This is a genomic window from Phycisphaeraceae bacterium (assembly GCA_020639155.1).
Taxonomy (GTDB): Bacteria; Planctomycetota; Phycisphaerae; order Phycisphaerales; family UBA1924; genus JACKHF01.
This window is the reverse complement of the sequence record JACKHF010000001.1, coordinates 869,449-891,042: the sequence shown is the minus strand read 5'-3', so window position 1 is coordinate 891,042 and position 21,594 is coordinate 869,449. Positions and strand designations below refer to the sequence as shown.

Sequence of the window (21,594 nt, the reverse complement as noted above, 5' to 3'; positions counted from 1 at the left end):
GGTAATCGTGTTGGAGTGAAACGCATGCCCAAGAAATCCTCCAAAGGCACAATAAACGACAAGCAGGCCACGGTCTTCGGTGGCATCATGCTTGTCGTCCTGATCGCGCTCGCGTTCATCTTCAGCGATCAGATTCGCGGCGTGCTTGATCGCGTCGCAGCGGGTGTGAAGAACTCCGCGAACTCATCTATCAAGGTCGCGTCCATTGAGACCGTCGAGAGCATGCGCGTGATCAACGGCGAGCCGGACTATGGCATCGAGGTGACGTGCGTTGTCTCGAACGAGTCTGAGTCATCGCGAGACATCACAATCACAGCGATGCTCTCGTCGTCCGAGGGCGAGTGGGAACGCGAGCAGACGCTGCGGTTCAATGCGAACGAATCGAGGAATCTCTCGTACTTCTTCCACGAGCCTACCGTCAACGCAACAAACCTGCAGAGCAGGGTGAAGATCAAGTAACACCGCCAATCCCAACATGGAGCACACGATGGAGTTCCCGAAAGCAACACCAGAGCACGAACTTCTCACAAAGATGGTTGGTGAATGGACGTTCGAGAGTGAGGCGGTCATGGGACCAGACCAGCCACCCATGAAAGGCACCGGCACCGAGAGTGTGCGCAAGATCGGCGATCTGTGGGTTGTTGGTGAATGGGACGGCATGATGCCCGGATGCGACGTCAATATGAAGTCCATCATCACACTCGGGTACGACCCGATGAAAAATCGTTTCGTCGGCTCGTTCATTGCATCGGTCATGACGCATATGTGGTTGTACGACGGTTCGCTCGATAGCGCGACGCGCACGCTGACGCTTGATACCGTGGGCCCGAGCTTTGACGATCCCAACGTGATGGCAAAGTACCAGGACGTGGTGCGTTTTATCGACGACGATCATCGCACGCTGACCTCGCGCTTGCAGAACAACGACGGGTCATGGATGGAGTTCATGAAGATGACCGTGACGCGCACGAAGTGATCGCGTGAATGTCTTTGAGTTTCTCTTTGTTGCTGGTTTGGTAGCGTTTCTATTGTGGGGAGCGAAAGCGCTGTCACAAATGATCGGGTTTCCGATCGTTTACGACATTGTTGCGGGTATTTTCATACTTGTATTTGTGCTCTGGATTGTTGGGCCCCTGGTGTATCAACATCAACACAAAGCGAAAGCTCCCGATCGGAAACGCAGCATAGACGACGGGCATTGATGGTCGCATGCGGCTCCTGCTCTGTCATCGCGCATTGGAATTGCCGGAATCGTTGATTGTGCGCTTCAGAGAAGACAGAATGTCATGGACATCCGTTTGCATAGGCATTCCCGAAGCAGATGTAGTCGAATACGTTGAAGAAGCCATTCTTGTCGCAGTCGGCGTACGGATCCATGCTCGCGTACGCGTTCCCAAAGCAGATGTAGTCGAAGATGTTGAGCACTGCGTTCTGATCGCAATCCGGAGCGCACAGGCAACTGATATCGAGCAGGGCAAGATTGCCAGCAGGGTTTCCAAAGGCAGTATCGAAGGTGCCAGCAAGAATGATCATGCCGTCCCATTCCAGCATATCAATAACGCTGCTCGTTGGTGTGGTTGATGAACTAATGCCGCCAAAGATCGACTGCCATGCTACCCCGTCCCACAACAAGATGCCTTCCTGAAATCGACCTCCAGCCAGCATGACATCTTCATGTGAGTGGAACGCGTAGGCAGACTGTGTGCTACCAGGCAGTTGCTGGACATTATGCCCATCGAACGTGCTGATAGGGAGAGCGGTGCCGCCAAAGAAAAGCTTTGATTGATGCGTGCCGAGAGCAGTAATGTTTGTGAAACGAGGTATACCAAAGCCGGGATGTGTCCAGTACTCACCGTTCCATTCTGCGATACCATTCACCTTCACACCACCAGTATTCCATAGCGATGCGGAGCCTCCACCTGCAAACAGCTTGCCTTTGTACTCACGAAATATGTTGATTGTTGAGTAAACAGACCCTCCTTGTGCAGGGACCCATGCTTGATTTTCCCACTGCCAGAACGAAGTTACTTCTGATTGAAGATCGCTTGATGCGACAAAGAATCGCCCCTGATATTGTAAAAAGCAGGTCGCGATTCCAAGCGGTGTCGGTACAGGCACATAATGCCAGCTTGTGCCGTCCCAACGCCATGTTTCGGCGAGGAATCCACTGACGAGACCCGATACGAACAGATTGCCTTCATACACCCCAAGGCGCTCGACTTGTGGAATCGGCGATCCAAACCCGATCTGATGCCACAGTTCGCCATCCCATAGTGCAAGACTGGCGATCGGCTGCTTCCCAACGGATGTGAATGATCCTCCAACGACCAGCATTTCGTTCTGCGATCCATCATTGTCAGGATCCCAAATGCCGAGTTCGTACACAGTTCCATTTGTAGAGAAATCTTGCGGTATTGGCAGGGCAGTGGATGTGCAGTTCTGGGCTGCAGCGCTGCAGCAGAACAGTGCAACGCATGACACGTGTGCAATCGTTTTCACAGTACTCTCGGCTGGCATGGGTGCGGCTTTCGGTACGGGTTTCCCGCCACCCTGTTTATACTGCACACAGTTGAACGTGGTTGCTCTATTGATGATGGGATTGTTCTGACACTGAAAATGCACAGAAACAATCACAGTGTTCGGCTGTTATTGGAAGTGACATGTGCGCTGGGCACACTCGTATCCGCATGTGTGGAGTCTGGAGATGCTCCCCTTGTACAAAGCCCAACATCGATTGTGAAGCCCATCGGTATGGCCCGCAGGACTAAGTTATAGGACAATGACTGATTGGCACATTATGTGCATCAAGAGCATCTGAGAGATGTACATGTACGCATGGCACCGCGTCAGAGGCTGCCAGCGCGGCAGGAACATGCTTTCTTCGAAGGAGTTGGCATATGAAAAAATCGTTCTTCCAGGCTCGTCACACCCCAGAATCGCTGCTTGATACAGCAGTTGCTCCGATCAGACACACAACCAGCTTTGCTTCCAAGCTCACGTGCGGGCTGATCTTCGGGCTGACCTTTGGTGTCGGTCATGGTTTTGCGTCGGGCGTGGCAATGGGCAATGCAGTCGCGCGGAGCGTGGCCGGTGGTGTCAACGCGGGCGCGAATGCTGTCTTCACACGCGGGAAGACCCGTGAAGCAGATGTCGAGCAGGGTGTTGTGGTTGCTGAGCCAGTGCTTGAACTTGTCCAGCCGGACGTGGCGCTCGATCCAGAAACAGATCGCGCAATCGAACAGGCCCAATCACTCTCCAAAGCATTCCGATACGTTGCGAAGGTGGCAGAACCTTCTGTTGTCCATATTACGACATACGAGCAGGTACAACTCGTCCGCCGCAGCATGTGGGGGGCAGAACCGATGGGTACGCGAAGGCAGCAGGCTGGGCTTGGCACCGGCGTGATCATGCGCACCGACGATCAGGGTGGGTATATCGTAACAAACAATCATGTTGTTGGTACCGGTGATGATCTCGTTGTGCATCTGTACGACGGCAGAGATGTGCAGGCACAGTTGGTTGGGCGCGATCCGCAAACCGATCTTGCGGTGGTGCGCATTGATGCAGATCGTCTGACATCCGCACAGTTTGGCGATTCGGACGATCTGGAAGTGGGGGACTGGGTTGTTGCGGTTGGGAATCCGCTCGGACTCGACAACACCGTGACATCGGGCATTGTCAGTGCGAAAGGACGCGCGGGTCTGAATCCCGGTCAGTTGCGCAGCAGAACCGCTGAGATGAATACATATGAAGATTTCATCCAGACCGATGCTGCAATCAATCCGGGAAACTCGGGCGGGCCGCTGCTTGATCTGCGCGGGCATGTGATGGGAATCAACTCGCAGATTGCGACAACAGGACGCGGGTCCATTGGGTTGGGGTTTGCCATTCCAAGTAACATCGCGCAGCCGGTGATGGAGATGATCATCTCGGGCGGCACCGTTCGGCGTGGGTACCTCGGTGTGAACATGGGCGCTGAACTGAGTTACGCCGAAGCGATCCAGATGGGCATTCCAACGTACGACAGCTCGGGTGGCGGTGTTGCGCTCGAACGCGTTGTGCAAAGTGGTCCAGCGGATAGTGCAGGACTGCGCAATGGTGACATCATTGTGAAGTTCAATGGGAAGCCCTCGCCAACGGTCAACAGACTGAGGAATCTCATTGCGATCACGCCTCCGGGACAGAGCGTCAGTGTTGAGTACGTGCGAAACGGCGCGCTCCGCACAACGTCTGTGCAACTCGGCGATCTACGCATCGCATCGCTGAAAGAAGTCGGCGCAATCGATGTGCCAAACCTTGGCATGTGGGTCATTGAGCTCCCGGATAGATTGCCCATTCAGTTGGAGCGTGATGGTGTGAACGGCGCTCTTGTATACGAGGTTGAGGCAGGCAGTGCCGCTGAGCGAGCAGGGCTTCGCTCCGGCGACATCATCGAGCAGATCGACCATCGAGCAGTGCAGTCGGTCAGCACCCTTGTGTTTGCTGCAGATCGACTGAAGAATGGTGAGGCGGCGCGTGTTGGCATTGTCCGGCAGGAAAGCGGCGAGTACCTGCGCGGATATGTTGATATCACGCCGTAAGCTGAATCGAAGACCTTGATACAAAAAGGAAAGCGGGCTCCGGGTCGTGTTGACCAGGAGCCCGCAACGCGTTCATACGCGCTCAGGAGAAAACGTGTTTACGGGCAACCTGCGGAGTATGCGTTCCCAAAGCAGATGTAGTCGAACAGGTTCAGCACGTTGTTGTGATCGCAATCAGCAACCGCGTTGACCTGTGCAGCGAAGTAGCTGCCAAAGCACACATAATCGAAGATGTTCAGTGTGCCGTTCTGATCGCAATCAGCATAACAGGTGCTTTCAGTCAGGTTTGCGATGAATCCACGAACGTCACCCGCAGCATTTGTCGCAGAGCCAACGATGATCTTGCCGTCGCCGGTGATTGCAGTTGCGCGGGTCAGAGTCCAGCTACCGATCTGTGAACCCAGACCATACTGGCTGACAAGGACACTCTTGAGGTTGCGTATTCCATGGGTCGTGTCCCAGATGAAAGCCTCGTTTCCGTTTGAGGTCAGCCCCTGACCAACCACAACAGAACCGTTGTCCGACACGCCCCACGCCTGGCTGCCATACAGGCCGCCTGCCAGATCGCCGAGCCCAATCATGCCGGAAGATTGCGACCAACGGAATGCTTCCTGCCCAAGTGCAGTCAGGCTGACACCAACGACGACAGAGCCGTCAGGATTCACAGCCAGAGCATCTGAGTCATACTCAAAGTTGGAAAGAAACCCAAGCCCGACCATACCCGCTGACTGTGTCCAGCGGAATGCTTCCGTGCCGTTGATGCCCGCGGATGAGCCAACAATTACTGCGCCGTTGGCGGAAACGGCTGTGCCGACCGAGTACACCTCACCGCCCGGAAGATCGCCAAGTCCGACGATACCGGTTGAGGAGGTCCAGCGGTACGCCTCGAAGCTCTGCACGCCGCCGGTGATGTACCCGGTGACAACCGCACCTGAGTCCGACATATCACCCGCAAAGCTTGAGTTTGGTATCGTTGCGTCGAGCGTGATCATGCCGGTCGCTTGTGACCAGCGAAATGCCTCCTTGCCATTGGGACCGTTCGCCGTTCCCGTGATAACCGAGCCGTTGGAGTTCACGCCCGTGGCTTCAGAGTTGAAGATGCCACCAGCCAGATCTCCAAGCCCGACAACCCCGCCGGATTCGGTCCATCTGATTGCTTCGAATCCATTGCTGCCGCTGCTCTTGCCAACAACAACCTTGCCATCCGCAGAGATCGCCAGAGCAGTGCTGAAGCTGGTCCCGCCAGCAAGATCACCGATCAACTTGAAAGACTGAGCAGTTGCCGAGCTTCCAGCCAGACCAATGAGCAATGCAGACGCGCCAATCAAGCGGCTCTTCCGAATGCTGTACGAACTGAACATGGATCTTTGTCCCTTGCGTCACGTGAGGGTTCCCGTGCTGCACCGATGCAGCGCGAGGTTGCCAGCCCCCGAGGCTGAGATGTGTGACGCGCCCATCTCATCCGCTGGCGAAGCGGCGAGTGTAGGCCTTCCCAGTAAAAGTCAAGTCTAATAACCAGACAAAAGCCGATAACTGGCGCAGAAACTGCGCAAAACCAACAGATCGCGCAGAAAATGCCGGAAAAACCCTGCATCAGTTTGGGTGGACATCCTCATCAGACACCTCGATCTCCTCGATCGTCGTTCGACGAACCGTGATCTTCTGCCCATTCTCATGCCGGGTGGTTTCCTCGGTGTCACGACGAACCTCGTGAGTCTGCGACTTTGGCTTTGCTGGAGTTCTGATCCCGTGGATGATGTGCCCGAAGAACTCGCCGAGATTCCGCATGAGTGGCTTGGTGCCACGTGGCGTGTTGGTTGATTGCTTCGGATCATCGCCCATGCAATCAGTGTAGTAGGTTCGTATGCTCCATCGTGACATCACCCAGTTCCATCCGGTCGTCCCTTGTGCTCATCGGCCTGCGCGGGTGTGGCAAGTCCACGCTTGCAAAGTTGATCGTAAAGCAGTTCCCGATCCATCGCTCGGTTGATCTCGATGACGTGGTCAAGCAGCGGATGGGTGCTGTGACCATCGCTGATGCGTGGCGCGACCATGGCGAGGACGTGTTCCGATCCCACGAGCGGGATGCGCTCGCCGAGCTGTTGCTCGAATCAAATCTGGTTCTTGCGCTTGGTGGTGGCACGCCCACCGCGCCGGGTGCAGCCGATCTGCTCCGCGCAGCACAGTCGGCGGGCAGGTGCTGCATCATCTATATATATGGTGATGCCGGATTGCTGCGTCAACGTGTGCTTGCATCAGGAACCGCCGATCGGCCGGCACTGGTGGGGCAGAACCCGCTCGACGAGATCGACCAGGTGCTCTCGGCGAGGGATCCGCTGTATCGCTCGCTCGCGTGCGAGATGGTCATGGCCGACCAGCCGATCGAGGAACTGGTCAGCCAGATCGTCGATATCTGGCACGCATGGGATCGTGCGATATCATCAGCCTGATGACTACTACCTATCCGCACGACATCTTTACGCTCGCCCGAGCCTTTGATCCGAATCGCAACGTCGATACAGAGCAGAATCTCGAAGCGGTGGGGGGCGAGGGATCATTGCTGCAGCTGCGCGGCATGACACCCGGTGCGATCCGAACGCTGCTCGTCAGGGCGCGTGAGTTTCTGCCCTCTGTGCTCGATCCATCAATGCGACCGCAGATGCGCAACGAGCATCTCTCCAGCATGACCGTCGCGCTGCTGTTCTTCGAGCACTCGACGCGCACGTGCAACAGCTTTGCTATCGCAGCCGATCGGATCGGCGCACGGTATGTGAACTTCTCAGCAGCAAACTCGTCGACCAACAAGGGCGAGACCATTGTCGACACCGCGCGCACAATCCGCTCAATGGGAGCCGACGTGCTGGTCATGCGCGCCTCGCAGGTGTGCTCACCTCATCTTGTCGCAGCTCGCACGCAGGCACCCGTCATCAACGCGGGTGATGGGGCGCACGAGCACCCGACGCAGGGACTGCTCGACTCGCTCGCGCTCGCGAACGCGCTCGATATCGACAACAGGTTCGATTTCTCGGGCAGGCGCATTCTCATCGTGGGCGATATCCTGCACTCGCGCGTTGCGCGATCAGCAACCCACGCGCTCACATCGCTGGGCGCGCACGTCACACTCTGCGGCCCGGAAGCAATGGTGCCGAAGTCGCTCGAGTCTCTCGCGCCCGGGCAATGTGATGTCACACACGATCTCGATGCACAACTCGGGCGAGCCGATGCGGTGATGATGCTCCGTGTGCAGTTCGAGCGTCACATCGACGCGAAGAGCCATGACCAGAGCGAGCGCGACGCGTTTGTGAGAGACTACACCGCGGGATACTGCCTGACAACGGAGCGTGCAGCACGCATGAGGCCCGACGCGTTCGTCATGCACCCGGGGCCATTCAATCGTGGCATCGAGCTTGAGAGCAGCGTCGTCGACGGTGGAAGGTCGATCATCTGGCATCAGGTTAGTTGCGGCGTGGCAGTACGGATGGCTGTGTTGGAAAAAACGCTCGCACACTCCCTCGAAACGGGTATAAAATAGAGGGAAGTTCTGTTCCCGCATGGTGCGCGAACAACACGTACTCCAGAACAAGGAAAAGAAACATGAAGGTTCTATCGCGCATCGCTGCTGTTTTTGTACTTCTGCTTGGTTGTGTAACGACCATACCCGGTTGCGACGGTGGGAATCCGCATGATGCTGTAGCTGAAAAGATGTCGTCGGCAATGAATGAGTTTGCATCGATTCTTGCGACAGTGAAGGATGAAAAATCGGCAGAGTCGGCAGCGACAAAGCTCAAGCCGCTCGGAGAGAAGATCAAGAAAATTATGGACGAGGGAGACAAGCTTCCCGAGCCGAGCGAGGAGCTGAAAAAGAAGTATGAAGCGCAGTTTGCGGGTGTGCAGAAGAAGATTATGGATGAGATGATGCGCATTGGCACGCAGGTTCCAGCAGCCATGCCAATTCTTTCCGACGCAATGGATGCAATCGGTGGCATGAACTGATGAATATATAAACGATGCCCGCCGCATACATGCGACGGGCATTTTTTCAATGTTGGTTTATGCTGGTAAGGAGCATGGCATGAAAATGCGCGTTGGTCTAACTGCAATGTGTGTGCTTAGTGCGGCAATAGCAGGTTGCGAGAAGAAGCAGGCTGCGACAGGAACAGCAACCCAGTCGAACAATCAATCCAGTTCCGGCAATACACCTCCAGCAGATGATGCATTGGCTGCGCTGATGGACCATGAAATCCCGCACGTGTCTCTGGCGGCGCAGGCGTCGGTCATGGTCAGGGATGTGGCTGACGCACTTACTGACATCACGAATGTGGCGCGCGCAGAGGATCAGCTTCCCACGCTCACCATGTTTCGCGACGAGATGAAGAATCTTCGCGATCGCGCACGCGCTCTCGGTGATCCCTCACAGGATGCGCTCGATATTCTCAACAACAAACTCGGCCCGATGATGATGCCCGAGATGGAGAGGCTCGAACGCGAGAGAACACGCATCAGGAATGATATATACGACGCCTATGAACTGGTTAACGAACTCGTCGATGAGTTTGTCCGCTCGTTTCAGTCGATCTGAGTCTATCGCGCAGCAGCACTGATTGTATCGACCATCTCGCGCACTGCTGCGCGCATGCCGATATAGATGGATCGTGCGACGATCGAGTGCCCGATGTGCAGTTCCTCCATGCCCTCGATACGTGCAACGGGCCCGACGCTGGCAACCGTCAACCCGTGTCCAGCATTGAGCTGCATGCCAAGCTCGCGAACCAATGCGCCCGCATTCTGCAGTGTGATCAGCTCCGCGTGCGCGGGCCCGGTGTGGAGTTCGCCGCCCGTGTGTGCAAACGCGATGGCGTACGGTCCGGTGTGCAGCTCGCACGCATCAAAGCCAGCGTCTGCCGCTGCGCGGATCTGTGTCTCATTTGCATCAATGAACGCGCTGGAACGCACGCCGACGGTCTGCAATCTGCGCACGATGCGCGCAAGCCGATCACGCTGGCCCGCGACATCCAGTCCACCCTCGGTCGTCACCTCCTCGCGCCCCTCGGGCACCAGCGTGCACATGTGCGGGCGGGTTTTTTCTGCGAGCGCAACCATGGATTCGGTCGCAGCCATCTCGAGATTGAACTTCACGCGGACTGTTTCGATGAGGCGCTCGATATCACGATCGCGGACATGCCTGCGATCTTCGCGCAGATGCGCGGTGATGCACAACGCGCCGCCGAGTTCCGCCTCGTGTGCAGCGCGGACGGGGTCGGGCTCTGCGTGCGCAAACGGACTCGCGCCGGTGACGTTCCCGTCGAGCTTCGCATCCTTGTATCGCGCGTTACGGACGGTCGCGACGTGGTCGATGTTCATCCCCAGGCGGGGGCCGAGCGTGTCTCCGCGAGCGTGTGTCATGTACAAGCGTATCAGCGTGCGATCTCGATCGCGCGTGTCTCGCGGAGTACGGTGACCTTGATCTCGCCAGGGAATGTCATCTCATCGGAGACACGCTTGGCGATCTTCGACGCGATGAGATAGGCCTCGTCGTCGCCCACCTTCTTCGCATCGACCATGACGCGGACCTCGCGGCCTGCCTGGATAGCGTGCGCCTCCTCGACGCCGTCGTACGAGAGCGCGATGTTCTGGAGTTCTTCAAGGCGCTGGACATAGCGTTCCATAGACTCGCGTCGTGCGCCGGGGCGAGCGCCGGAAACCGCGTCGGCAGCCATAATGATCGGCGTGTAGAAACTCGTTGCGGGGATGTCGCCGTGATGGCCGCCGATGACGTTGAGCACGGGTTCTTTTTCGCCGTGGCGTGCAGCGAACTCCATGCCGATCTTGGGATGGCCACCCTCCATCTCGTGGTCCATTGCCTTGCCGATGTCGTGCAGGAATCCGCATCGGCGTGCGAGTGCGCCGTCGAGCCCCAACTGGTCGGCGATGATCTGCGACAGGTACGCGACCTCGACCGAGTGGCGCAGCACGTTCTGCGAGTAGCTCGTGCGGAAGTGCATCTTGCCCATCGCTTCGATGATCTTGGGATGGAGCCCGCGCACACCCGCCTCGTTCGCTGCTTCCTTGCCGTATTCGATGATGCGCTCGTTGATCTCGGATTGCACCTTTTCGACAACCGACTCAATGCGTGCCGGGTGCATGCGCCCGTCCTTGATCAGGCGTTCGAGCGATTCAACCGCAACCGCCTGGCGCACCTTGTCAAAGCACGACACGACGATAACGCCCGGTGTGTCATCAACGATGATGTCAACGCCCGTGACTTTCTCGATTGTGCGGATGTTGCGTCCCTCGCGCCCGATGATGCGACCCTTCATGTCCTCGGACGGGATTTCGACGGACCGAACGGTTGCTTCTGAAACAGTCTCGGACGCGTAACGCTGGATGGCTTGCAGCGTGATCTCGCGTGCGCGCTTGTGGGCTTCTTCCTCCGCTTCCTCATTGATAGCGCGGATGACCTTGCCGATCTCAGCCTTGCTCTCGTCCTCCACACGTCGAAGAAGTTCGCCCTTTGCTGAATCCTCGGTCAGCCCAGAGATATCCAGCAGTTTCTGTCGCTGCTCCTCAATGGTTTTGTCGAGATCTTCGTGCTTCTGTTCCAGCTGCGCCTTGCGCGAGGTGAGCTTCTGCTCGTCCTTCTCCATCTTGTTCTCGCGTTGGAGAAGCTGGTCTTCCTTCCGATCGATGGTGTCCTGCCGCTTTTCTGCTCTGCGTTCCTGCTGGCGAATGTCCTGGCGAACCTTCTCCATCTCCTGCTCGAACTGCTCACGTTTTTCGAGCGATTTCTTTTCAGCATCAAGCTCGATCTGTCGTGCAGCGGTCGTTGCATCGACCTTGGCGCGTTCGACGATCTCGCCAGCCTCTTTCTTTGACTGGCTGATGGACTTCACGCCAACAAACCGCGCAACAAAGACGCCAACGATGAGGCCAACGAGCAGCGTTGCGATCGCAACCGCCACAAGATATTCCATTGCAGCACCGAGCACAATCGGCATGTTAGTCAGCATTGAAGATGCAACCATGATCCACCCCCGTCACGCTGGGCATGCGAAAACGCGCCCGCTTGTACCGTGCGATGCGGTGCTGGAAAACTCACAATGGTGGATGACGATCAGCTGAAATGATCGATCGCGATAGCTGTACAACAATAACTCCGCGCAGACGGCGCGGCAGGCGTGATGCTTGTGGTTCGCTCTGTCACTCGATCTTCTGCTTCGTCTTGTTGGAACAAAGCCTCACATATCGAAAGGAGCATGTCACGATGACCATCAATCGGCTCGGGCTTGCCCGATCGACGCTGCCAGTTGGACCGTTGCAGCGAAGCGATCAATGATGCACATCACACACAAACTACATTGTCACGGAAGGAAACCCCTTCCGACACAGCACTTGCAAACCGCCAGAAACGAGCGTCCTGTACGGTTGTGGATCGACCATGACACGATTTCGTGGCCACCGGTCATCTGCGCTCCCAGCGTCGTGTCATCGCCGGGCGATTGTCCGGATCGTTCAGAATCGTCTGTGCCAGCAGTTCCAGCAGGCTGGATAATACTGGCCACCATTGCTGAGCTTCATGACCAGCGACTGCTGCATCGGGATCACCGATGTAGTTGCTGCACGGGCTCACATTGTTGAAATCGGCCGGACGAACACTGCCCGGCACGTTTGGAGAGTGTACGCTTGGGCTTGGGGTTATGTGCGGAGTTGGACAGGGAATCCGATGAGATTCGTTCCCAAATCGAGGCCAACTTCGGCCAGCCGAACCGATACAAGGCTCGGACGTAATCCCAGCTTCTCCTTCGTGGACCCAACAGGAACGAGGAAACAGATCCATGAGCCGTCAGACGCTTCCTTTCTTCAATCAGTCATTTCGCCGATTTGCCTCTGGTTCAGCCGGATTTGGTATTGTGGCTGCTAGTCTGGTCGCAGCGATTGCTCTGACTGGGTGCAGCACCATGCCCTCGTGGCAGGAGTCCAAGATTGTCCCGATTGAGGGCGAGGAAGCTGCTGGACCGATCTCCGTTCGGGTGGACAATGTTGCTGGCGACGTTCGAGTCAGAACCAGCCGTGACATCACGCGACCAGTGGTGAATGTTCGACCACGTGCGACCGGTGATATCGGCAGGAGTGATCCTGAATCGCTGGTCACAATGTCTGCGCATTCGTCGACCAGCCAGGGACTTGTGCTACAGATCGTGGCAGTTGCCGAGCCGGGGTACGAGAATCTTGTTGCTGCGGACATTGATGTCTGGGTGCCTGCACTTGTTGATATTCAGGTGCGTACAAGTGCGGGAAGGGTCCAGGCAGTTGGAGCAACCGGTGCGGTTGATATTGAAGTGGGCACGTCTTCAACACCCGGTGGCAGTATCGACGTACGAGCTGCTGACGAACTCGTCGAGTCCGTCAGACTCATTACCACCGATGGCAACATCCATCTTGCCATGCCTCCCGGCTCCACCGGTGCGATCGAACTGACTTCGCTTGATGGGAACGCCGAAGTGCGTGCCGCAAGCTCACCTGTTTCACGGGTCACCGCGAGCAAGGGACGCTGGTCTGGTATCATCGCGCAAGGCAGAAATGCGATCCAGGCAACGACGAATGAAGGCAATGTTCGTGTCATTGTCATGCCGGATCCGGTGAGCTATATGCCATCGAAGTGAGTCCCAGAATCTGGGAACAATCCACTGCTGGACCGGTATTTCCAAGAAATATCCAACCAGAAAAACCTATTGATCCCTTTGCCGGTATGAACCGGACCCGTGACTCAGCGGACTTGATATACCATGACAATGGAGAAGCTGCCTTTGCTTCGCTCTCGAATGAGCGCCCCTGACTCTCGCTCGGAAGGAAAGAAACGTGCTCAAATGGCTCATTGGTATCGCGGTTGTGTGCCTGCTGTTTGTTGGTGGCGGTATTGCGTTTGTGATCAGTCAGGGGGGCCCGGAAGGCATTGCGAAGAAGTTCCAAAAGGAAAAGGAGCCGACGCGAGTCATTGTTGAGGATGCAGAACGAGGTGATCTTGTTCGCATGGTTTCAGCGCCCGGAACGATTGAGCCGGACGTGAAGGTCAACATCGGTGCGCAGGTCTCGGCAAAGGTGCTCGCACTCCCATTCAAGGAGGGCGACGACGTGAAGGCAGGCGATGTGCTCGCGCGCCTTGATGCCGAGGATCTGCAGGCACGTCTCGATGCAGCCGAGAGCAGATTGCGCGGTCAGGAAGCAAGTCTTGCCGGCGCAGAAGCATCGCTGACACTCGCAAAGTCTGTGCTTGACACAACGCTTGATCTTTACGAAACAAAGGATGTGCCCGGCACAGATGTCGATAACGCGCAGGCGCGATACGACCAGGCACTTGCAACAATCGAGCAGATCAAGTCGTCGATCGATGGTGCAAAGGCGGATATCGCAGAACGCAAGCGCGACCTTGCAAACGCGGTGATCACCAGCCCAATCGATGGCACCGTTGTTCGAATCAACACGGAAGTCGGCGAGCAGGTGCTTGGTACATTCAACAATCAGGGATCGGTGCTCATGCAGATCGCCGACCTGAAATCCATGATCGTGCGTGCACGCATCGACGAAGCCAACATCGAGCAGGTGAAGGAAGGTCAGGATGTCACTGTGTATCTCAACGCATTTCCTGACCGCACCTTTGAGGGTCACGTCAGTCTTGTGAAGCTGGAGCGGCAGATCTACCGTGACGGCACAGCATATATCGAAGCGGAAGTCACGCTGAAGCTCGAAGAGGGTGACCGATTCCCAACCGGCCTTGCTGCAAACGCAGATATTCATGCCGAGACATTGTTCGATGTGATCAAGGTGCAGACACAGTCTGTACTCGATGTGCGTATTGATGAGTTGCCCGAAGATGTGCTCAAGAACGCAACGCACATCGATAGAACGCGCACGTTTACACACGCGGTGTTTGTCATGGAGAACGGCAAAGCGAAGCGCAGACCGGTCGTGATCGGCGCGAGCGACCTCACGCACACCGTCATCAAGGCTGGTCTTGAGCAGGGAGATCGTGTTGTGGTCGGGCCCTACAAGGCGCTGCTCAATCTGAAGCACGACGAGGACATCCGCGAGCGTGGTGTCGAGGATGAAAAGTCACCAGCGGACGATCAGCCATCAGAACTTGCTGCCAACGGAAACACAGAATCCACACCCAAGTAACCCATTGTCATGACTATCCGCATTCGCGAACTCGAGAAGGTGTACAAGCTCGGTCATGAGCGCGTTGTTGCATTGGGTGGTGTTGATCTTGATGTCAACAAGGGCGAGTTTGTTGCGATCATGGGCCCGTCAGGCTCCGGCAAATCAACGCTGATGAATATCCTTGGATGTCTCGATCAACCGACGATGGGTACGTACGAACTCAACGGACGCATGACCCACAAGATGGGGCCCGGCAGACTCTCGTGCGTCCGCAACGAGGAAATCGGGTTTGTGTTCCAATCGTTCGAGCTGCTCAATCGCCAGACTGCATTGACAAACGTTATGCTGCCGATGCAGTACTCGCGCAAGCACTGGCTGACTGCGCGCAAGCGCGCCAAGGCGGCGCTTAAGCGCGTCGGACTTGGTGATCGCATGAACCACAGGCCGAACCAGCTCTCAGGTGGTCAGCGCCAGCGTGTTGCTGTTGCACGCGCGCTTGTGAACATGCCATCGATCGTGCTTGCAGACGAGCCCACAGGAAATCTCGATACGGCGACAACTGAAGAGATCATCGGTCTGTTCAAAATGCTCCACGACGAGGGGCAGACTGTTCTCATCGTGACGCACGAGGAGGATGTTGCGGGGCGCGCCGAGCGAATTGTCAGGTTGCGTGACGGGAAGATTGTGTCCGACAATCCAACGAAGTCCGACCCGATGCACCTGCAATGGGTCAAGGCGCACGCGCAGGCCGCGATTGCACAAGCCGAAAAAGAGCTTGGCGAACCATCCGCACATCAGGATGCGAACGCGAACCATGTTGCGGATGCTGATGTTCATGTTGGAGCATCTACAGCAGAGGAGGCAAAGACACGATGAATGCCCTCCGTCTTGTCTTCCAGTCCATCGTCTTTGCAATCAAGCAGATCTTTTCACACAAGATCCGCTCGCTCCTCACAACACTCGGCGTGATCATCGGCGTGTCCGCGGTGCTTGCTGTTGTCGCTGCACTGTCTGGCCTACGGCAGGGCATTCTTGATGAGTTCGAATCTTTCGGTGTGAAACGTGTGTTTATCGATGGCACACGCCCTCGCGAGTTGCGGAACAAGATCAGTTGGCGCGATGTGCAGCTGACCGTCGACGAGGTCGAGGCGATTGTCGATCGATGCCCCAGCATCACCGAGATCTCACCGATCTATCGCGTCAATGGAGCAATCGAATACAACGACATGAAGCTCGAGGTTGGTGCGACCGGCATCTGGCCACAGTGGCACGACATCGAAAACCGCCAGATCATTCTCGGTAGACCCTTCAACTCGATCGATGAAGCTGAGCGTTCCAGCGTGTGCGTTGTGAACGACAAAGCTGTCGAGGAGCTTCTGCTTCCGACCGATCCCATCGGCGAGATCGTGCTGATTGCCGAACGCAGATTCAAGATTGTTGGTGTTGTCGAGACGATTCAGACGTCCGGTATGTTCGGCGGCGGCGATTCAAGCGCCGAAGTGTATATGCCGTTTGCAACAGCGCAGAATCTGAATCCGGACGGCTGGGTCAACATGGCATGGGCGCAGCTCAAGTCAAAGGACTATGTGGAAGATGCAAAGGCAGAGATCCGCGCCGTGCTGCGACAGATGCGAAATCTCGGTCCAAACGATCCGGATACCTTTGATATTGGTGTCATCCAGCAGTTCATCGACCAGTTCGAGCGCATCGCAGCGGGCATCCTTGCTGCAGCATCGGGCATTGTCGGCATCACGCTGCTTGTCGGCGGTATCGGTATCATGAACATCATGCTTGTGTCTGTCTCGGAGCGCACGCGCGAGATTGGACTGCGCAAGAGCCTCGGTGCCCGCCCGGAGATCATCCTGCTCCAGTTTCTGATTGAAGCAATTGTTCTTTGTCTTGCAGGCGCTGTGGTGGGACTGCTTGTTGCGCAGGGTCTTGTGTTCCTGATCACCAAGATTCCTGATGCAAACATGGAAGGTGCTGCGATCCCAAGCTGGGCAATCGGTGTCTCTGTCGGATTCTCTGCATTCATCGGCATCGTCTTTGGGATGTTCCCTGCGATCAAAGCTGCGCGTCTGAATCCCATCGACGCACTCCGTCACGAATAACCAAACACCCAACCTGTTGCGCAGGAGCTGTCCCCGCAATGCACCAACGCACCTTTGTCTCTCTCGCAACCTCTGCTTCATCGCTCGTGCTGCTTGCAGGATGCTCATACTTCCAGTCGTCGCCATTTGATTATGCCGAACCGATTGATGCCGAGCGGTTCCGTTCGATAGAGACACTGTCACTCACACCGGCGCAGGACCAGATGCTCGATGCGCAAACGCTCGAGCTGCGCAGCAGGTTCGAGGGGCGCGAATCAGTCGACATGGCGCTCGAAGAGGCGCGCGCGATCGCGCTCTCTCGAAATCTTGATCTACAGGTCGCGATGGTCAATCCGGCGATCGCCAACGAGTCACTCTCTGCCGAGGAAGCAGCGTTCGAAGCCGTGCTCAGCGCAAATGGGACCTATAGCAAGACAGACTCACCAACATCATCATCTCTCAACGATGCGCAGGCTGAGTTCACCCAGTTCAACCCGAGTGTGTCCGTGCCACTACGCACGGGCGGCCGTGCGACGGTCTCTCTGCCCATGACGCGGAACGAGACGAACAACTCGTTCTCGACACTCAACCCCGCGTACACAGCGGATCTTGGTCTGACCTTCTCCCAGCCGTTGCTGCGCAATGCCGGCAGATGGATCGCGACCTACGGCATCCGCATCGCGTCGTACAACCACCAGATCTCGCAGGCGCAGACAAAGCTCCGGATTATCGCGCAGCTCGCTGCTGTTGACCGTGCGTACTGGAGACTCTACCAGATCAGGCAGGAACTCGATGTTCGCCAGCAGCAGTACGAACTCGCGGTAGCACAGCTCGAACGAGCAGAGCGGCGCGTGCGAGCCGAGACCGCAGCGGAGATTGAGGTCACGCGCGCACAGTCCGGTGTCGCATCCAGCCTTGAAGCGATCCTTGTCTCAGAAAACGCGGTCCTCTCGCAGCAGCGCGAGCTCAAGCGTCTGCTCAACGCGCCGGGGCTGGACGTTGACACGTCCTCGATGGTTGTTCCGACAAGCGCGCCCGATCCCGTGCGCTACGACGCTGATCGCACCGAACTCATGCAGATGGCGCTGGCAAATCGCATGGAACTGCTCGAAGAGGAACTCCGCCTTGCGCAGAACGCGGCGGACATCCGCTTTCTTGAGAATCAGGCTGAACCAAGCGTGAGTGTCAACGCCGGGTACAACATCAACGGCCTCGGTGAATCACTCGGCGACGCGGCAGAGATCCTCGCAGAGAACCATTTCGAGGACTGGAATATCGGGTTCAGCGCGTCCGTCCCGCTCGGCAACGAAGCTGCGCAAGCGAACCTGCGCAGCGCAATCCTCTCACGCATCCAGCGCATTGCGACGCAGGAGGACCGCCGACGGACCATCATTCAGGAGGTCGCGGGCGCGCTCGACTCGCTCGAGTCCGACTGGCAGCGCATCATGGCAGCCCGCCAATCGGTCATCCTCAACCAGCGCGCGTTTGATGGCGAGCAGCGCCAGTTTACGAGTGGTCGCTCAACATCAACAGACGTGCTCGACGCGTCGAGCAGGCTCGCAGAAGCAAAGCTCACCGAGATCCGCGCGGTCGTTGATTACCAGATCACGCAGATCAATCTCGCGGTCGCGACGGGCACGCTGATGGGCTCAGCCCGCGTGCGTTGGGACTCGGTCGAATCGCCGCAACTCGACGGCTGGTGGCTGTTCCCCAAAGCACCAGAAGGAACAATCGATGGAACCCCGAATCCACAGCCAGATTGAGCTCAGTTTCCGCCACTCACCATCGTCGACTGTATAAGCATGTCCTGCTCTGTGAGTAGCGCGCCGCTTGGATCCATAATGGCGTAGAAGGATTCCTCGTCCTGCGGATCGTTGAACACCAGTTGTGGTCCGTCGAGTCCGTCCTGGATCGACCACGCGTCAGCGCGATCAAGCAGGAACGTGTGCTGCTCCACGAGCATATCGCACACCTGCATGTTGATCTCGTGGATCCTCATGATTGTCTTCGGTTGGAGGTTCACCATGAGTTCCGCGGTGAAAAACTCAGCACGCTCCTTTGATACACCCTCAATAACGGCTTTGCGGGTCAACGTCTTTGGAAGATCGTTGGCGAAGAGGAAGATCGCACGGCTTGTGTTAAAGAGTTGTTTCTCTACAGAGACGAGCTTGTTGAGATGATCAGTCTCAAGATACTTCTCAATCGGAGCGCCGAGGAGTTCGTCATGCTCAACAGTCGCGCGCACGTTGGCATCGACCAGCGTCTTCAATGAGCGCATGCTTTCAGCAGCAGCAAGGAAACACGGCTTTGCCGAGTCCGGCGCGATCGCTGCGCACTTTTCGAAATACGCCGCGTCACTCGCGAGAGAACTGGTATCTGTGACAATCTCACCACTTTCGTACGTCTCACGTATCGCCTGCAATGCCAGATCATTCTCGGCCTGCTTCTGGCTCAGCAATGTTTCGAACTGCGCCTGACGCTGGGCGTTCTCTGGCAGGACGGTCGCAACACCATACGCGACACCACCGACGACGGATGCGAGCATAATCCACAGGGGGAACTGCGACTGGCTTTGTTTGCGTTTCTGCTTCCGGGATGACTCAAAGCTTGTCAACGACGTCGCATCAATCAGCCCATTCGAGTTGCGATGTCCGTCAGTATTGCCAAACTCATCCATCATCTTTGCCCCCTTGGAATGAACCGATAAAACAACAGCAGAACTCGTTTCAGATTGCAGATAGATCGTGCCGACCGCTCCCAGAACAACGGCTTCTATCCTGCTGTAGAGGTATCGTGCCCTCCCGCATCGTGCTTTACCGCAAACGGTGTGAAGGATGTCAGCATTCATACTGCGCTCGGTACTTTGTGCGCATGCGCCGAAATAGGTATGTTATTACCCAGCTGGGTTCACTCTGAATTGGTCACTGGTTCCGATACCCGTCGAGCTATCGAAGTATTTCGGCGGATGACGCTCAGTTTTCCCCACTCGACAGCAACAATCGCATGAGCCCTTTCTGCTCTGCCTCGAGCGCTTCGGTCGGCTTGTATATAGCCCAGTAGTTTGCTTCATCTTGTGGATCGTCGAACACAAGATACTTGTTGCGTTTGATCGACCACGAGCCAACATGATCGAGCAGGTACCTGTGCTGCTTGACCAGCATGCTGTACACCTCCACGTCTATCTCATGGATTCGTACGATCGTCTGCGGCCGCATATTTTTCATAAGCCGTGCGGTGAACTCCTGGGCATCGTGCTTGTCCATGCCGCGAGAGATCGCATCATCACGCAACGTATTAGGGGCGGCGCTGATGAAATCTACCAGCACCTGGCTTGTGTCGGCAACGCGCTGTTCTGCGGCAACGAGCTTATTGAGATGATCGATGTCGAAAAACTGCGCAATGGAGACGTTACCAAGATCCTGATGTGCAAGTGCAGCGTGCATCTTTGCATCGACGAGTATGTCCAGTGATAGAGTCATGTCGGCAGCTGCAAGTGCGAACGGTTTTTCCGATTTGGGCACCAGAGTTGCAAGCTTCCTGAAGTAATCGACCTTGTGATCAAGCGAAGTAAAGGCAGTGAGAATCTCATCGCTCTCAAGAGCGTCCAGCAACGCTACGTTGGCCTGGTCGTTCTCGGATTGAAGTTGTGTGTGCAGCGCGTTGATCTTGCGAGCGGTCTGATCCGCAGTGTAAGACTGAATGGTAGGGAGGCACGCGCCATAGCACATGAGCAGCGAGAGCAGCACGCCCGCAGCTTTATCGAAGCGCTTTGCGAGAACCTTTGCCAGCACGAGCAGGACCAGTGTGATCAGAGCGATGGCTGCCACGTAGGCGGCATAGCTGGACCAAGTAGTATCAATGAGCGATGAGGAGTCACTCAACGTATCCAGGCGCGTGATCTTCGAGACCATCCACACGAGCATAGCGACGACTGTTATCATTATCGACCATCTGGGTAAGCTTTTCGGTGCATGAGCGGGTGCCGTCGTGGCGTGCGCCCCAGCATCGTTCTGCCCATTCGCGTTGCCCTGTCTGTCGGTATTGCCAAACTCATCCATCATCTGCCCCCTTGGAATAAACCAATAGAACAACAGCAGAACTCGTTCCAGATCGCTGGCAGATCGTGCAGACCACTCTCTGAACGACGGATTCTGCTTTGCAATGGACGTATCGTGCCGAGTTGCGCAGGGCTTTATGATGAACGGCTGAATGCGCGCGAGCTTAACACAGCACTCGGCAGTTTGTGCGCAAATCATATACCTGCTACGAAGTATTACAGTTATGAGTGGCTTTAGTCTGGTTGATTTATCTCGCGTACTAAGTCCATATATCCTTGTTGTTGAGTAGATTTGCTTTGAGAAGGAGTTGTGGATGAGTTCCCATTGTTGTGCCAGCGATTCTCAATTAATCCGAGTCGTATGAGCCGGGATTCGATTGCGCCGCGAGTTCTTTTATGCTTCTTTGCAATAGCGCCAACCGGCAGATTAAGCCCAAAGTTTTTTACCAATAACTGCTCTTCTTCCTTTGTCCACGGATTTCCTGCGGCTTCAGGCAGTTCTGCTCTTTTTATATCTCGCTTTTCCTGCTGCTGTAATGCAGCTATTGCACAATAGAGCGCACGGACAACTTGCGGATGTTGACATGGGTTTGTTTCACTGAGAACTTCACCTGTGATTGGATCAAATCCGTCAGCAAGTGGTCGAACATAGTGAAGGGCTTCTTCTGCTTGCATACCGCATGCTAACAAGGAGCTCGCATTTCTGCAATCA

At 56.2% G+C, this 21,594-nt stretch carries 22 protein-coding genes; 13 read left to right on the top strand and 9 right to left on the bottom strand.

All coding sequences use genetic code 11. The features are described 5' to 3' along the window. Positions 1-24 precede the first annotated feature (24 nt). The 3 genes from H6815_03865 to H6815_03855 are packed head-to-tail and all read left to right on the top strand — an operon-like array spanning position 25 to position 1,202. Positions 25-459, top strand: a complete 435-nt coding sequence (locus H6815_03865) for a hypothetical protein (GenBank protein ID MCB9859566.1) — start codon at positions 25-27, stop codon at positions 457-459. A 28-nt stretch (positions 460-487) separates the two neighbouring features. Continuing rightward, positions 488-976 (top strand): DUF1579 domain-containing protein, encoded by a 489-nt coding sequence (locus tag H6815_03860; protein ID MCB9859565.1) that lies wholly within the window; start codon positions 488-490, stop codon positions 974-976. Positions 977-980: 4 nt separating this feature from the next. Beyond that, positions 981-1,202 (top strand): hypothetical protein, encoded by a 222-nt coding sequence (locus tag H6815_03855; protein MCB9859564.1) that lies wholly within the window; start codon positions 981-983, stop codon positions 1,200-1,202. An 82-nt stretch (positions 1,203-1,284) separates the two neighbouring features. Here the strand turns inward: H6815_03855 and H6815_03850 are convergent, their stop codons facing one another. Further along, positions 1,285-2,481 (bottom strand): hypothetical protein, encoded by a 1,197-nt coding sequence (locus H6815_03850; GenBank protein MCB9859563.1) that lies wholly within the window; start codon positions 2,479-2,481, stop codon positions 1,285-1,287. A 416-nt stretch (positions 2,482-2,897) separates the two neighbouring features. On the opposite strand from H6815_03850, the gene H6815_03845 reads away from it, so the two are divergent. Then, the gene (locus tag H6815_03845) at positions 2,898-4,580 is read left to right on the top strand and encodes a trypsin-like peptidase domain-containing protein (GenBank protein ID MCB9859562.1); all 1,683 of its coding nucleotides are present in this window, start codon (positions 2,898-2,900) and stop codon (positions 4,578-4,580) included. A gap of 98 nt (positions 4,581-4,678) precedes the next feature. Here H6815_03845 and H6815_03840 read toward each other — a convergent pair whose 3' ends face one another. Both H6815_03840 and H6815_03835 read right to left on the bottom strand, forming a co-directional pair. Beyond that, entirely contained in the window at positions 4,679-5,908 is a 1,230-nt protein-coding gene (locus tag H6815_03840) for a PEP-CTERM sorting domain-containing protein (protein ID MCB9859561.1), read from the bottom strand. A 265-nt stretch (positions 5,909-6,173) separates the two neighbouring features. After that, a complete protein-coding gene (locus H6815_03835) occupies positions 6,174-6,422 on the bottom strand; it encodes a hypothetical protein (protein ID MCB9859560.1) in 249 nt (82 codons plus the stop codon). Between the two features lie 32 nt (positions 6,423-6,454). Between H6815_03835 and H6815_03830 the strand changes: the two genes are divergently transcribed. The 4 genes from H6815_03830 to H6815_03815 all read left to right on the top strand — a co-directional run bounded on the left by H6815_03830 (position 6,455) and on the right by H6815_03815 (position 9,159). Next, a complete protein-coding gene (locus tag H6815_03830) occupies positions 6,455-7,030 on the top strand; it encodes a shikimate kinase (protein MCB9859559.1) in 576 nt (191 codons plus the stop codon). Continuing rightward, on the top strand, positions 7,030-8,112 hold the full coding sequence (locus H6815_03825) for an aspartate carbamoyltransferase catalytic subunit (protein ID MCB9859558.1): 1,083 nt from the start codon (positions 7,030-7,032) through the stop codon (positions 8,110-8,112). The genes H6815_03830 and H6815_03825 overlap by 1 nt, the downstream gene beginning before the upstream one ends. 62 nt (positions 8,113-8,174) lie before the next feature. Continuing rightward, positions 8,175-8,573, top strand: coding sequence for a hypothetical protein (locus tag H6815_03820; protein ID MCB9859557.1), 399 nt, complete (start codon positions 8,175-8,177; stop codon positions 8,571-8,573). 79 nt (positions 8,574-8,652) lie between these two features. Beyond that, positions 8,653-9,159 carry a hypothetical protein gene (locus H6815_03815; GenBank protein MCB9859556.1) on the top strand — a complete coding sequence of 169 codons (507 nt, stop codon included), beginning with the start codon at positions 8,653-8,655 and terminating at the stop codon, positions 9,157-9,159. Between the two features lie 2 nt (positions 9,160-9,161). Here the strand turns inward: H6815_03815 and H6815_03810 are convergent, their stop codons facing one another. From H6815_03810 to H6815_03800, 3 genes are all read right to left on the bottom strand, one after another. Then, the gene (locus tag H6815_03810; GenBank protein ID MCB9859555.1) at positions 9,162-9,983 is read right to left on the bottom strand and encodes a pyridoxine 5'-phosphate synthase; all 822 of its coding nucleotides are present in this window, start codon (positions 9,981-9,983) and stop codon (positions 9,162-9,164) included. Between the two features lie 11 nt (positions 9,984-9,994). Beyond that, positions 9,995-11,551, bottom strand: a complete 1,557-nt coding sequence (gene rny, locus H6815_03805; protein MCB9859554.1) for a ribonuclease Y — start codon at positions 11,549-11,551, stop codon at positions 9,995-9,997. A gap of 488 nt (positions 11,552-12,039) precedes the next feature. Then, positions 12,040-12,243, bottom strand: a complete 204-nt coding sequence (locus H6815_03800) for a hypothetical protein (GenBank protein MCB9859553.1) — start codon at positions 12,241-12,243, stop codon at positions 12,040-12,042. A gap of 169 nt (positions 12,244-12,412) precedes the next feature. On the opposite strand from H6815_03800, the gene H6815_03795 reads away from it, so the two are divergent. From H6815_03795 to H6815_03775, 5 genes are all read left to right on the top strand, one after another. Further along, a complete protein-coding gene (locus tag H6815_03795) occupies positions 12,413-13,240 on the top strand; it encodes a hypothetical protein (GenBank protein ID MCB9859552.1) in 828 nt (275 codons plus the stop codon). A 196-nt stretch (positions 13,241-13,436) separates the two neighbouring features. Then, positions 13,437-14,753 (top strand): efflux RND transporter periplasmic adaptor subunit, encoded by a 1,317-nt coding sequence (locus tag H6815_03790; GenBank protein ID MCB9859551.1) that lies wholly within the window; start codon positions 13,437-13,439, stop codon positions 14,751-14,753. A 9-nt stretch (positions 14,754-14,762) separates the two neighbouring features. After that, positions 14,763-15,611 carry an ABC transporter ATP-binding protein gene (locus tag H6815_03785; GenBank protein ID MCB9859550.1) on the top strand — a complete coding sequence of 283 codons (849 nt, stop codon included), beginning with the start codon at positions 14,763-14,765 and terminating at the stop codon, positions 15,609-15,611. Further along, the gene (locus H6815_03780) at positions 15,608-16,846 is read left to right on the top strand and encodes an ABC transporter permease (protein ID MCB9859549.1); all 1,239 of its coding nucleotides are present in this window, start codon (positions 15,608-15,610) and stop codon (positions 16,844-16,846) included. Before H6815_03785 ends, H6815_03780 begins: the two co-directional genes overlap by 4 nt. A gap of 38 nt (positions 16,847-16,884) precedes the next feature. After that, a complete protein-coding gene (locus H6815_03775; GenBank protein ID MCB9859548.1) occupies positions 16,885-18,588 on the top strand; it encodes a TolC family protein in 1,704 nt (567 codons plus the stop codon). Positions 18,589-18,590: 2 nt separating this feature from the next. Here H6815_03775 and H6815_03770 read toward each other — a convergent pair whose 3' ends face one another. From H6815_03770 to H6815_03760, 3 genes are all read right to left on the bottom strand, one after another. Further along, entirely contained in the window at positions 18,591-19,505 is a 915-nt protein-coding gene (locus H6815_03770) for a hypothetical protein (protein ID MCB9859547.1), read from the bottom strand. A 292-nt stretch (positions 19,506-19,797) separates the two neighbouring features. Then, the gene (locus H6815_03765) at positions 19,798-21,081 is read right to left on the bottom strand and encodes a hypothetical protein (protein MCB9859546.1); all 1,284 of its coding nucleotides are present in this window, start codon (positions 21,079-21,081) and stop codon (positions 19,798-19,800) included. Between the two features lie 35 nt (positions 21,082-21,116). Then, positions 21,117-21,557, bottom strand: a complete 441-nt coding sequence (locus H6815_03760; GenBank protein ID MCB9859545.1) for a hypothetical protein — start codon at positions 21,555-21,557, stop codon at positions 21,117-21,119. Positions 21,558-21,594: the final 37 nt, after the last annotated feature.